The organism is Mesorhizobium sp. CA7 (genome assembly GCF_020165015.1).
Classification (GTDB): Bacteria; Pseudomonadota; Alphaproteobacteria; order Rhizobiales; family Rhizobiaceae; genus Mesorhizobium.
This window is the reverse complement of record NZ_JAIUHH010000001.1, coordinates 691,706-704,342: the sequence shown is the minus strand read 5'-3', so window position 1 is coordinate 704,342 and position 12,637 is coordinate 691,706. Positions and strand designations below refer to the sequence as shown.

General features: G+C 63.4%; 10 protein-coding genes. 9 read left to right on the top strand and 1 reads right to left on the bottom strand.

What is annotated here, in order from left to right; genetic code table 11:
* Window positions 1–12: 12 nt before the first annotated feature.
* Window positions 13–1,272 (bottom strand): sarcosine oxidase subunit beta, encoded by a 1,260-nt coding sequence (locus tag LB552_RS03400; protein WP_224601889.1) that lies wholly within the window; start codon window positions 1,270–1,272, stop codon window positions 13–15.
* Window positions 1,273–1,466: 194 nt separating this feature from the next.
* Here LB552_RS03400 and LB552_RS03395 point away from each other — a divergent pair, with 194 nt between their 5' ends.
* From LB552_RS03395 to LB552_RS03355, 9 genes are all read left to right on the top strand, one after another.
* Window positions 1,467–3,956: a mechanosensitive ion channel family protein gene (locus tag LB552_RS03395; protein WP_224601887.1), complete on the top strand. Its 2,490-nt coding sequence runs from the start codon at window positions 1,467–1,469 to the stop codon at window positions 3,954–3,956.
* A gap of 191 nt (window positions 3,957–4,147) precedes the next feature.
* Window positions 4,148–4,411 carry a hypothetical protein gene (locus tag LB552_RS03390; RefSeq protein WP_095764911.1) on the top strand — a complete coding sequence of 88 codons (264 nt, stop codon included), beginning with the start codon at window positions 4,148–4,150 and terminating at the stop codon, window positions 4,409–4,411.
* Between the two features lie 260 nt (window positions 4,412–4,671).
* Complete coding sequence (locus tag LB552_RS03385; RefSeq protein ID WP_224601885.1) at window positions 4,672–6,105, top strand: UbiA family prenyltransferase; 1,434 nt, start codon at window positions 4,672–4,674, stop codon at window positions 6,103–6,105.
* Complete coding sequence (locus LB552_RS03380) at window positions 6,105–7,457, top strand: FAD-dependent oxidoreductase (protein ID WP_224601883.1); 1,353 nt, start codon at window positions 6,105–6,107, stop codon at window positions 7,455–7,457. The genes LB552_RS03385 and LB552_RS03380 overlap by 1 nt, the downstream gene beginning before the upstream one ends.
* Before the next feature lie 123 nt (window positions 7,458–7,580).
* Window positions 7,581–8,030 carry an EamA family transporter gene (locus LB552_RS03375; protein WP_224601881.1) on the top strand — a complete coding sequence of 150 codons (450 nt, stop codon included), beginning with the start codon at window positions 7,581–7,583 and terminating at the stop codon, window positions 8,028–8,030.
* On the top strand, window positions 8,027–9,034 hold the full coding sequence (locus tag LB552_RS03370; RefSeq protein WP_224545499.1) for an NAD-dependent epimerase/dehydratase family protein: 1,008 nt from the start codon (window positions 8,027–8,029) through the stop codon (window positions 9,032–9,034). The genes LB552_RS03375 and LB552_RS03370 overlap by 4 nt, the downstream gene beginning before the upstream one ends.
* Before the next feature lie 22 nt (window positions 9,035–9,056).
* On the top strand, window positions 9,057–10,532 hold the full coding sequence (locus LB552_RS03365) for an aspartate aminotransferase family protein (protein WP_411965429.1): 1,476 nt from the start codon (window positions 9,057–9,059) through the stop codon (window positions 10,530–10,532).
* Window positions 10,533–10,544: 12 nt separating this feature from the next.
* Entirely contained in the window at window positions 10,545–11,777 is a 1,233-nt protein-coding gene (locus tag LB552_RS03360; protein ID WP_224601879.1) for a hypothetical protein, read from the top strand.
* Window positions 11,774–12,532, top strand: coding sequence for an FkbM family methyltransferase (locus tag LB552_RS03355; protein WP_224601877.1), 759 nt, complete (start codon window positions 11,774–11,776; stop codon window positions 12,530–12,532). Before LB552_RS03360 ends, LB552_RS03355 begins: the two co-directional genes overlap by 4 nt.
* Window positions 12,533–12,637: the final 105 nt, after the last annotated feature.

Below are 12,637 nucleotides of genomic sequence, written 5' to 3'. Positions count from 1 at the left end.
TCAATCCAAACCCTAGTGCAATCTGGGCGTCGCGCCCTGGCCTTTGTCGTCGATGACGAGGCCGCGGTAGAAACGGTCGAGCGTGAAGGGCGCGTTGAACTCGTGCGGCTCGTCCTTGGCAATGGTGTAGGCAAAGCACCAGCCAGAGGCCGGCGTCGCCTTGAAACCGCCATAGCACCAGCCGCAATTGAGATACATGCCCGGCAGCGGACCGGCGGCGATGATCGGCGAGCCGTCCATCGTCATGTCGCACAGCCCGCCCCAGGAGCGCAGCATGCGCACGCGCGCCAGGCCGGGAAACAGCGCCACCATCTCGCTCATCACCTCGTCGACGATCGGCAGGCTGCCGCGCTGGGCGTAGCTGTTGTAGCCGTCGAGGTCGCCGCCATAGACCAGGCCGCCCTTGTCGGATTGCGAGATGTAGAAATGGCCCATGCCGAAGGTGAGAACGGTGTCGACGACAGGCTTCAGCGATTCCGAGACGAAGGCCTGCAGCACATGGCTTTCGATCGGCATGTGCGAGATGCCGGCAAGCTGCATGACGCGGCCGGTGCTGCCGGCAACCGCAAGCGCGACCTTCTTGGCGCGGATTTCGCCGCGCGTCGTCGAAACGCCGGTGATGCGGTCGCCGTCGCGCAGGAAGCCGGTGACTTCGCAATTCTCGATAACATCGACGCCGCGCCGGTCGGCGCCGCGCGCATAGCCCCAGGCGACCGCGTCGTGCCGAGCCGTGCCGGCGCGCGGCTGCATCAGCCCGCCAAGGACGGGAAAGCGCGCTGACCCTGAGACATCCAGCGCCGGGACAAGCCGCTTGATACGGTCGACGCTCATCAGCTCGGCGTCGACGCCGAGATGGCGCATGGCGTTGCCGCGCCTGGCATAGTCGTCGAGCTGGGCTGGCGTGTGCGCGAGGTTCAGGCAGCCGCGCTGCGAGAACATGACGTTGTAGTTGAGGTCGTGCGAGAGATTCTCCCACAGCTTCATGGAATGTTCGTAGAAGCGGGTGTTCTGCGGCAAGAGATAGTTGGAGCGCACCGCCGTGGTGTTGCGGCCGACATTGCCGGAGCCGAGCCAGCCCTTTTCCAGCACCGCGACATTGGTGATGCCGTGTTCTTTGGCGAGATAATAGGCGGTCGAAAGACCGTGGCCGCCGCCGCCGATGACGATCACGTCATAGGAAGCCTTGGGGTCCGGCTTGCGCCAGGCGGGCTTCCAATCCTTGTTGCCGGTCAGCGCGTTCTTGAGCAGCGAGAAGGCTGAATATTCCGCCATTCTTCCTATCGTCCTTATGATGCGAGGCGGCAGACTATAGAGCAGGCGGGAAGCGCAAAGCCAAGATTGCGCCATCGCTTTTCGACAGGCCGACTATCGCCGGCACGATCGGGACGGCTTGCCGCCCGATATGCCGGTCTTTATCAAGGGCGGAAATTTCGAGAATTTTTCGGCCGCGAGTCGCCAACAAAATCATGTTCTTCCGCCTGCTGCGCTTGGTTCTGGTCGTCATCGTCGCTGCCTTCGCGCAGCCGGCGCTGGACGCGTCGGCGCAGGCGATCGGCCATGGCTCGTCACAACTAATCGCCGACCAGACCAAGGCCATCCAGGACCTGACGGCCAGGACCGACGGCCTGGAAAAGAAGCTGAGCGATCCCGACCAGGACGATGCGGGGCTCGTCGACATCCGATTGCAGCTCGAGGATATTTCGCGCGCGGCGCTGAACAGCGCCCTGGCATTCCGGCAGCGCCTCACCGACATCAACAATCGCGCGGAGGTTCTCGGCCAGCCGCCGGCGCAGGGGCAACCCCCGGAGCCGGTGATCGTGAGCAACGAACGCAGCGCGCTCGCCACGGAAAAAGCTCAGATCAACGCGGTCGTCGCCAGCGCGCAAAACCTGTCGATCCGCGTCAACGGCTTGGTCGACAAGATCGCCGTCATGCGCAGCGAGCTTTTCCGCAGCGTCATCACCAAGCACTACGACTTGACGGACGCACTGAGCCCGCAGGCCTTTTCCGACGCGCATGACCAGTTCACGGGTCTTTACAAGGCGGTGTCGTCGTGGGCGAGCTTCGCCGTCAGGTTCAAGTTCCAGGCGATCCTTGCGGCGACGTTTATGGCGCTGGCGCTGGCGGCGGTGCTTTTGATCGGCGGCAGGCGCCTGTTCGGCCGAATATTCGAGGCCGACCCGACCGTGGAAGATCCTTCCTATCTCAGCCGGCTGTCGGTGGCGTTCTGGTCGACGCTGCTGCCGACCCTGGCGCTCGGCGTCTTCTTCGCCTCGGCCGTGTTCTTCTTCAACTATTACAATGTGCTGCGCGGCGATATCGGCACGTTCCTCAATGCCTTGCTGACGGTGATCGCCATGGTGTTCTGCGTCAACCGGCTGACCAACGCTGCGCTAGAGCCGCGCCTGCCCAATTGGCGCCTGATCCCGGTCGCGACCGGTTCCGCGCGCTGGCTCGTCGGACTGACGACCGCCATGGCGCTGGTACTCGGGTTCAATTACTTCCTGTCGGTCGTCAACGAGAAGATGGGTTCGCCACTTTCGCTGACGATCGCGAGGGGCGTTGTCGCCAGCATCATCGTCGGCGTCATTCTTGTGCTGATGGGGTTGCTGCGGCCGTTCAGGGCGGCCGACGGCTCATGGCGCCCCTGGCCGGCCTGGCTTCGTTTCATCGCCATCGGGCTCGGCCTGTTCACCATCGCGGCGGCGCTGCTTGGCTATATCGGCCTGGCGCTTTTCGTGTCGTTCCAGGTCGTGGTGACCGGCACGGTGCTGGTGACGGCCTATATCGGCTTCCTGTCGGCACGCGCGATCGGGGAGGAGGGCGGCTTCGCCGACACTTCGGTCGGACGATGGCTCTCGGAAAACTCCAGCTACGAGGATACCGCCCTCGACCAGCTCGGCCTGGTCGTCAGCATCGCCATCAATCTGATGATCGTGGTGGTGTTCCTGCCGCTGATCCTGTTGATGTGGGGCTTTCAGCCCGGCGATATCGAGGCCTGGGCCTACAAGCTGGCGACCGGCGTCACGATCGGCTCGGTGACCATCTCCTTTCTCGGCATCCTCAGCGGCATCGTCGTATTCGTCATCGGCTATTTCCTGACGCGCTGGTTCCAGGGCTGGCTGGACGGATCGGTGATGGCGCGCGGCAAGGTCGATGCCGGCGTGCGCAACTCGATCCGGCTCGGCGTCGGCTATGCCGGCGTTGCGGTCGCCGGCCTGGTCGGCATCTCGGCGGCGGGCATCGATCTTTCCAATCTGGCGCTGGTTGCCGGCGCGCTTTCGCTGGGTATCGGCTTCGGCCTGCAGAACGTCGTTTCGAATTTCGTTTCGGGCCTGATCCTGCTTGCCGAGCGGCCGTTCAAGGTCGGCGACTGGATCGTGGCGGGCGACGTCAGCGGCACGGTGCGGAAGATCAGCGTGCGCGCCACCGAGATAGAGACCTTCCAGCGACAAGCGGTGATCCTGCCCAACTCGAACCTCATCAACAATGCGGTCGGCAACTGGACGCATCGCAACAAGCTCGGGCGCATCGACATCAAGGTCGGCGTTGCCTATGGCAGCGACGTCAAACGCGTCCATGCCGTCCTGATGGATATTGCGCGCGCTCATCCGATGGTGCTGAAGAATCCAGAGCCATTCGTTCTGTTCGCGAATTTCGGGGCGGCCGCGCTCGAATTCGAGATCCGCGTGTTCGTCGCCGACATCATGAACGGCAGCGTCGTCCAGAACGATATCCGCTTCGCCATCTTCGATATCTTCGAGCAGGAGCAGATCGAGATACCCTCGACGCCGCGCGCCGTGGTCGAAACCAAGAAGCACGAGGCCTGGCCGATCGACGACGACAAGATCGAAGCCGAATTCGCGGAGCGCGAGAGGCTGGAGGCGGAAGCCGCGGCCGAGCGGGAACGGCTGGCCAAGATGAAGCGCAGGGGCCGCAAGCCGGACCCCGGCTGAGGTGTGTCGACATTCGGATGAGGCCGGCCTGCAAATGGCCACACGCTGCGCTCATCCGGCGCCGAAACCGATTGTGGCATGAATGCGGCATTCAGTTGCGGTTCAGGTAACATCTCATATAAGCTTCGATGCAAAGGGCGAGAATGCCTTGCAAATTTGAACAGAGGCGGTGTGCGAACACCGGAATTGCAATGTGGAAGTCTGTCGTTGCCGCCATCGCTTTGCTGGCCCTGGGCGGTTCGGCTTTCGCCGCCAGCGCGATCAACAGGGACGCTCAGACGCGGACCCTGGTCGTGACCGAAGGCGGCGCCAAGAGCGAGCTGACGCTTGCCGCCGGCGAGACGGTGGAGTTCTGCTCGAGCGGCTGCTTCGTCACTCTGCCCAATGGTGACCTCGAAGCCCTGACCGGCTCGGAAACGGTCGAAATCTCGGGCGGCGCGGCCCGCATCAAGTAACTCTCGCCACAGAGAGTGGCGCCGCAGGATTGGCAAAGGCCGGACCGATGTCCGGCCTTTTATCGTTTCCGGTAGCCGACACTTAACGACGATGGCGAAAAACCGGTAGGACAATGCTCTGCAACCGGACGTTTTAACGTTCGCTGCGTCATGACCCGCTATATCCGACCCGAGGACGCCGGCATACGGCGTGGGTTGAGTTGGCGCGTGATCTTTCCGTGATCGGAGTTTTGGGATCCGCGCTCGATCGGGGCAGGGCCATGGACGCGAGGTCGGACAGGAACGCAATTCCGCTTGCGGTCGATCTCGACGGTACGCTGATCGCAACGGACCTTCTGTGGGAAGGCCTGTTCATCCTGCTCAAGAAGAACCCGCTCTATGTCTTTCTCCTGCCACTCTGGCTGATCGGCGGGCCGGCCCGGCTGAAGCAGGAAATCGCCGGCCGCATCGACATTGACCCGGCCTCGCTGCCTTACCGCCAGGATCTGCTTGACCGGCTGCGCGCCGAGCATCGGGAGGGTCGCAAGATCGTGCTGGCGACGGGAACGCCGCGCAAATTCGCGGAGGCGATCGCGGCGCACCTTGGCATTTTCGATCATGTGCTGGCGACCGACGGTCCGCACGACATGACCTCCGGCAGGAAAGGCGCGGCACTTGTCGCCGCCTATGGCGATGCAGGCTTCGACTATGCCGGCAACAGCCGGCACGACCTCAAAGTGTTCGATGCAGCGCGCAACGCGCTCGTGGTGGCGCCCGACCGCAGCGCCCGGCGCTGGCAGGCGGCGCATCAAGCCGATGCCATGCCCGCACCGAGGCCGGCGCTGAGGATCTACATCAAGATGCTGCGCATGCATCAGTGGCTGAAGAACGCGCTGATCGCCGTGCCGATGGTGCTGTCGCACGAATATTTCAACCCGAACATGATCTGGGAGTGCCTGCTGGCATTCGTTTCTTTCAGCGCCGCGGCGTCCGCCATCTATATTCTCAACGATTTCTTCGACCTCGCGCTCGACCGCAAGCATCCGACCAAGCGCAACCGGCCTTTCGCCAGCGGCGCATTGTCGATCCCATTCGGTCTCGGCGCGATCGCTACGCTGCTTGCGATCGGCATCGCCGCGGGCCTCTTCCTTCCGATCGAATTCCTTGGCGTGCTTGCCGGCTATTTGGCCGTCACCACCGCCTATTCGCTGTCGTTCAAGCGCATGCTTCTGATCGATGTGCTGACGCTCGCGGGCCTCTACACGATCCGCGTGCTGGCGGGCGCGGCCGCCACCGGCGTCGACGTCTCCTTCTGGCTGCTTGCCTTCTCGATCTTCTTCTTCCTGTCGCTGGCGCTGGTGAAGCGCTTCGTCGAGTTGCGCACCACGGCCATCCCGCCCGGCGAGCGCATCGCCGGCCGCGGCTATCGTATCGAGGACCAGGAAATCGTCGCCCAGGCCGGCATGGCGTCGGCTTTCTCCTCGGCGCTGGTACTGGCACTCTATATGGACAGCCCGGCGGTGCGCGAGCTCTATCCGCATCCGTGGCTGATATGGCCGCTGGCGCCGATCGTGCTTTACCTGACGATGCGTGTCTGGATCCTCGCCCGCCGCGACGAGATGCATGACGACCCGGTCGTCTTCATCATCCGCGACTGGCGCAGCCAGATCGTCGTCGCCATCGGCGCGGTCTTCCTCGTCGCCGGAGGCTGGTGATGAGGCACGAGCGCTTCGGCAGCTTCGGACTGGCGACGCCGCCGGCGCGCAAGGCGATCCCGGCGGACGAGGCGATCGCCCTGCTTAAGCGCGGCGAGGCGAAGACCGGGTCGCTGCTCGGATACGGCAATGGCCGCTCCTACGGCGACAGTTGCCAGAACGATGCCGGCATGGTGGTCGACATGCGGCCGCTCAACCGCATCCGTTCCTTCAACGCCGAGACCGGCGTGCTCGAGGCCGATGCCGGCACGCTGCTTTGCGATATCATCGCTCATGCCGCGCCCTACGGCTTCTTTCCGGCCGTGGTTCCAGGTACCCAGTTCGTGACGCTGGGCGGCGCGATCGCCAACGACGTCCACGGCAAGAACCATCATCGGCGCGGCACCTTCGGCTGCCATGTCGAGGCTTTGACGCTGCTTCGGTCCGACGGCCGGACCTATCGCTGCTCGCAGACCGACAATATCCGACTGTTCGGGGCGACGATCGGCGGCATGGGGCTGACCGGGCTTATCCTGTCGGCATCGATCAAGCTGATGCGGGTGCCCTCGCTCGACATAGTGGAAAGGGCGACGCGGTTTCGCGATCTTGGCGAATTCTTCGATCTTGCCGAGGCTGCCGACCAGGCCAACGAATATGCCGTCGCCTGGATCGACCAGCTTGCCAGCGGACATGGGCACGGTCGCGGGCTGTTGTTCACGGGCAACCATGCCGAACACGGCTCGCACGCGGCGGCGCGCGCCGGCAGCCGGTTTTCCGTGCCGGTGCAGCCACCATTCAATATCCTCAATCGGCCCTTCCTCACCGTCTTCAATGCGGCCTACCGCTGGAAGAAGGGCAAGTCCCAGGCTCCGCACCAGGCAGGCTATCAGGGCTTCTTCTTTCCGCTCGACGGGGTCCGCGACTGGAACCGGCTCTACGGGCCGCGTGGACTTTTCCAGCACCAAAGCGTGGTGCCGGAGGCCAATGCGCGCCGCATCGTGCCTGCGCTGCTTGAGGCGGCGCGGCGGGCGGGCGAGGGGTCGTTCCTCACAGTGCTCAAACGCTTCGGCGATGTCCGCTCGCCGGCGCTGCTGTCGTTCCCGCGGCCCGGCTACACGCTGACGCTCGATTTCCCCAACCGGGGCGAAAGGACGTTGCGGCTGCTCGCCGAACTCGACCGCATCGCAGTCGAGGCGGGCGGCGCGGTGAACCCCTACAAGGACGCCCGGATGGGACCTGAGACATTCGCCGCGTCGTTCCCGCAATGGCAGCAGCTGGAGGCGCTTCGCGACCCGGCTTTCCGGTCGAGCTTCTGGATACGGACGGCAAAAAGACTGGATGCAACGAAAGGTGTTTTTGAAGCCGCAGAATAGATAAAGGTCAGATAAACCATGGTAAATGAAAGGTTATACCATGATTTACTCAAAGCATCGTCGAGGCTTCACGAAATATTTGCAGGTTTGTAATAGGACCGCCCAAGGGGCGGGGTGGCAACAATGAAATACATAATTTTCATTCTCTTCACGGTCATGACCAATGCCGCCGCGCAGCTGATGCTGAAGCAAGGCATGATGTCGATGGGGCCGATCTCCTTCGAAGGCGTCAATCCGCTCGTCAAGCTCTTGCAGATCGTGTTCAGCCCCTGGGTGTTCCTGGGGCTGTGCACCTTCGTCATCTCGATGGCATCGCATCTTTACGTGCTGTCCAAGGTCGAGCTCAGCTTCGCCTATCCGTTCCTCAGCCTCGCTTATGTCGCCGTGGCGATTTTCGCCTATTTCGTCTTCCGCGAGGACCTCAATGGCTGGCGCATCGCCGGCATCGCCTGCATCTGCGTCGGCACGGTGCTGATCGCGCAAAGTGGCCGGGAAATGGGTGGGCGCGGGCATGAGGACCAGACAGCATCCATCAATCCCGACAAGATCGGCATAAGCGAGATCGTTCGATGAGACATGTGATTTTCGGCGGCGACGGCTTCGTCGGCCGCCACCTTGCCCCCAAGCTCGCCGCCGATGGCGAGACCGTCGTCGTCGCCGATATCGTCAAGAGCGACCTGCCGCATTACCGCTCCATGCGTTTCGTCACCTGTGACGTCACCGATCCGGTCTCAGTCGCGGCGGTCGGCCTCAGGACCGACGACATGGTCTACAACCTGTCGGCGAAGATGCTGTCGCCGATCCAGGTGCGCGCCAAGCGGCACGATTTCTTCTTCCCGGTGAATTTCCACGGCACCGAGAATATTATCCAGGCGATGGACAAGGCCGGCGCTTCGAAGCTGGTCCACTACACGACCGACATGATCTACGGCCACACGGTCGTGCTGCCGATGACCGAGGACCATCCGGTCGCGCCGCTCGGCGAGTACGGGCTGTCGAAGCTCAAGACCGAGGAGCTCGCCGCCGAATGGCGCAAGCGCGGCATGTCGATCTCGCTGTTCAGGCCGCGCCTGATCATCGGGCCCGGCCGTCTCGGCATCCTGGAAAAGCTGTTCAAACTGATCGACTGGAATTTTCCGGTGCCGATGATCGGCTCGGGCAGGAACCCTTACCAGTTCATCTCGGTGTTCGACTGCGCCGAAGCCGCCCGCGCGGCCTGGAAAGCCGGCGTGCCGAACGAGGCCTACAATCTGGGCTCCCTCAATCCGCCGCCAGTCAAAAAACTGCTCGGCGATCTGATCCGCCATGCCGGCTCCAAGTCGATCCTGCTGCCGACGCCCGGCTGGGCGGTCAAGCGCACGCTCGACCTGCTCGACTGGTTGAACATGCCGATCATGGATCCAGAACAGTATCTGATCGCTGACGAGGAATGCGTGCTCGACGTGTCCAAGGCCGAGCGCCAGCTCGGCTGGGTGCCGCAATATCGCGACGAGGACATGCTGATCGCCGCCTACAATGAATATCGCGCCAAGATGGACGGCCACGCCGTCGCCACCAGACAGGTTCCCGCCGAATAAGGCGCGAGGGGAGATTTTTCAGATGACCGTCATGGCCAAGCCGGAACAAGCAGGCACGCGCACGCTAGTCGACGCGCCGGCGCTTTCGCCCGCAGCAATCGCCAAGCCCGACTTGATCAGCGTCGAGCAGGCCAAGGCGATGGACGTCGCCCGCATCACCGACCTGTTCAAGGCGCATCTCAACCCTGGACAGCTGCATTTCATGAAGCTGCTCGGCTTTCACAAGGTCAAGATCGAGCACGCCGAGGGCATGTTCTATATCGACCAGAACGGCCGCAAGATCCTCGATTTCTTCGGCGGCTTCGGCTCGCTGGCCTTCGGCCACAACCATCCGCGCATTTTGGACGCCCGGAAGAAATTCCAGGAGGAGAAGCGCCAGGAGATCGCCATCGCCTTCATGTCGCAATATGCGGCAGCTCTCGCGCACAACATCGCCAAGTGCTCGCCCGGCGATCTCGACATGGTGTTCCTGGGCTCGTCGGGTTCTGAGGCCATGGAAGCGGCGGTGAAGCTCGCCGAGCGCGCCGCGAGCCCGAAGCGGCCGAAAATCGTCTATGCCGAGAATTCCTTCCACGGCAAGACCAAGGGCGTGCTGGCGATCACCGACGGCCAGCTCTACCGCGCCGATTTCAAGGTCGCAGACAATGTCGTGCGCGTTCCTTTCGCCGACATCGACGCGGTCGAGCGGCTGTTCAAGAGCAATCCGGAGATCGGCGTCATCGTCTTGGAAACCATCCAGGGCGGCGGCGGCATCATCCAGGCGCCCACGGAGTACTGGCAGAAGCTGCGCGCGCTTTGCGACCGCTATGGCGTGCTGTGGGTCGCCGACGAAGTGCAGTGCGGCTATGGCCGCTCGGGCCGCTTCTATGCTTTCGAGCATTACGGCGTGGTGCCGGATGTGACGGCGCTGGCGAAATCGCTCGGCGCCGGCAAGGCGGCGGTCGGCGCGATGATCGCCAGGCGCGACGTCTACATGAAGGCCTATGGCACGCCGAAGACGGCGATGATTCACGCCATGGCGACTTTCGGCGGCATGGGCGAGGCCTGCGTCACCGCGATCGAGGGCATCAATGTGCTCTATGACGAGGGGCTGATCGACAACGCCGCTTCGACGGGCGACTACCTTCTGCAGCGGCTGCAGGCGCTGAAGGAAAAATACCCGAAGCTCATCAAGGACGTGCGCGGCAAGGGTTTTATGATCGGGCTTGAGTTCCACGACTTCTCGCAGACCCTGCCGATGGTGCTCAGACCGGTGGTGAGCGTGCTTGACGACAAGCTGAAAGGCTCGCTGTCGGGCTTCGTCGGCTCGCTGCTGTTGCGCGACTATGACGTGCTCGTCGCCTTCACAGAATACAACCGCAACGTCATCCGGCTCGAGCCGCCGCTGATCTGCCAGTCCGAGCATGTCGACCGCTTCGTCGACGCCTTCGACAGCCTGTTGTCGCGCGGCATCGTGGCGATCGTGAAGGACTTCGTGAAAAGCCAGGTCGGGAAATAGAGGCCGCCGAGGATGCTGACCAGGCCGCCCGCTCCGACCAATCCGCTGGAACGATTGACCGGCGCCGGCCTGGCGTGGGGCGAGCGGACTTACGCGAAATGGGCCGCATCGATCGGGGCGGTCGCCTTCTCGCTCTATATCCTGCTGACCGCGGCGACCGCCTGGTTCATGCCCGACACCAACTGGGACATGCTGCCCTATCTGGCGATCGCCGAGGAAAGCGCCTATCCAGATCCGCAGGCGCTGCATGATTATGCCTACGGCACGGTCAAGGCCGGCATGTCGGCCGGCGATTACAAGACGCTGACCGACGACGGCGGCGGCTTCCGCAGCCATATGACGCAGAATGCCGCCGACTTCCATTCGCTGCTCGGCATGTACCGGATCAAGTTCCTCTATGCCGAGATCCTGTCCGGCCTCAGCCATGTCGTCTCGCCGGTCGAGGCGATGCGGCTGGTGCAGGTGTTTTCCGTGCTTCTGCTCGGCGCCATCACGCTCGCTTGGCTGCGCGCCGAGGGCGCGCTGGCGCTGGCGCCGGTCGTCGGCGCGATCCTGATCATGGCCGATTTCGGCGATGCGGCGCGGGCCTCGACGCCCGATCTGTTATGCTCGGCGCCGTTTCTTGGCGGTGTCTTCGCCTATGTGCGCAAGCGCGAGGCGGCGACGGCGGTCCTGCTCTTCCTCGCATTCATGGCCAGGCCGGACAACATCGTCTTTCTCGCCATCTTCGCCGTACTGCTTATCGCTTTCCGCGAGAGGGCATGGGGCGCGCTGGCAGGCTTCGCGGCCTCCTTTATCGCCTATTTCGCCATCTCGCACTGGGCGCAGCATCCCGGCTGGTGGCCGCATCTTTGGTTCTCCAGCATTGAGCAGCACTACAATATGGACGGGTTCGAGCCGCCGTTTTCGCTGACGGCCTATCTCAAGGCCTTCGCCGCCTCACTGGTGCGCGCCATCAACGTTAACAACTGGGTCGGCGTGTCGGTTCTGGCACTGGCCGGCTGGTACAGCTTGAGCCGCGCCGGTTTTCGGCTCGACCGCCGCGCCGGGATCCTGCTGGCGGCGCTGGTGCTTGGCGTGCTGGCGAAATTCGCCGTCTTCCCGATCCACGACACCCGCATCTATTTCCCCAATCTTCTGCCGCCCTTCCTGCTGCTTGCCGCGCCGCTGATGGCACTGTGGGCATCGGCAAGCCAGGGCAGGCACCGCGCCGCGCCGCAGGTCATTCCCGGAGACAAGTCATGAACTCGCTATCCAGTCTCGCGCGCGTTCTTCTGTCGCTCGGCCTTCCGGCCGGCATGCTCGATCGCGGCCCCTCTCTGCACGGCACGAAATTCCTCGCCAAGGCGGCGCTTAAGGCACGGTTCGGCGGCAAGGGCCGGCCATTCCAGATGGTCAATGTCGGCGCCTGCGACGGCGCGCTCTTCGACGACGTGACGCCCTGGCTGCATCGCATTGCGGGGGCGCGCGCCATGCTGGTCGAGCCGATCCCCTACAATCAGAAGCGGCTTCGCGCCAACTATCCGGATACCAGCCGCTTCGTCATAGAGCCGGTGGCGGTGACAAGGACCAAGGGCACGATCACGGTCCATACCTTCGATGCCGCGGCGCTTGAAGCCGGCACGCTGCCGATCGAGTTCATCGGCTGCTCGTCGGTCACCGACACCAATCTGATGTCGGGCAAGAACGCCTGGGGCGAGGCCGACGGCAATTTCAACAAGTTCGCGCCGCATCTGAAGGATATCGAAGTGTCGTCGGAGACCTTGCAGACTTTGCTCGACCGCAATGGCATCACCCACATTGACGCTTTCCTGGTCGACTGCGAAGGCGCCGACTGGATGGTGTTCGAACAGCTTGACCTTGGCCGCTATCGTCCGGGCATGATCAAGATCGAGGTCGGCGCGCTGCCTGCGGCCGAGATTGGCCAGGTCGTGGTAAAGCTCAAGACCGCGGGCTACCAGGTCGGCTTCCAGGCCGAGGACGTCTGGGCCTTCGACTAGCCAATTCATCTCAGCGCGAGGGGTCGCGCCGTACCTGCGGCGTGTCGCAAACAGGCGGTAGCTCAATCCGCGACCTCTGCATATTGTGCGCCATTCGAAAGGCGC

Excerpts from the sequence above, each read along its gene's own strand:
- LB552_RS03375 (WP_224601881.1), top strand. The coding sequence starts at position 7,581 with ATGAAATACATAATTTTCATTCTCTTCACGGTCATGACCAATGCCGCC.
- LB552_RS03400 (WP_224601889.1), bottom strand. The coding sequence starts at position 1,272 with ATGGCGGAATATTCAGCCTTCTCGCTGCTCAAGAACGCGCTGACCGGC.
- LB552_RS03370 (WP_224545499.1), top strand. The coding sequence starts at position 8,027 with ATGAGACATGTGATTTTCGGCGGCGACGGCTTCGTCGGCCGCCACCTT.
- LB552_RS03390 (WP_095764911.1), top strand. The coding sequence starts at position 4,148 with ATGTGGAAGTCTGTCGTTGCCGCCATCGCTTTGCTGGCCCTGGGCGGT.
- LB552_RS03365 (WP_411965429.1), top strand. The coding sequence starts at position 9,057 with ATGACCGTCATGGCCAAGCCGGAACAAGCAGGCACGCGCACGCTAGTC.
- LB552_RS03395 (WP_224601887.1), top strand. The coding sequence starts at position 1,467 with ATGTTCTTCCGCCTGCTGCGCTTGGTTCTGGTCGTCATCGTCGCTGCC.
- LB552_RS03385 (WP_224601885.1), top strand. The coding sequence starts at position 4,672 with ATGGACGCGAGGTCGGACAGGAACGCAATTCCGCTTGCGGTCGATCTC.
- LB552_RS03355 (WP_224601877.1), top strand. The coding sequence starts at position 11,774 with ATGAACTCGCTATCCAGTCTCGCGCGCGTTCTTCTGTCGCTCGGCCTT.
- LB552_RS03360 (WP_224601879.1), top strand. The coding sequence starts at position 10,545 with ATGCTGACCAGGCCGCCCGCTCCGACCAATCCGCTGGAACGATTGACC.
- LB552_RS03380 (WP_224601883.1), top strand. The coding sequence starts at position 6,105 with ATGAGGCACGAGCGCTTCGGCAGCTTCGGACTGGCGACGCCGCCGGCG.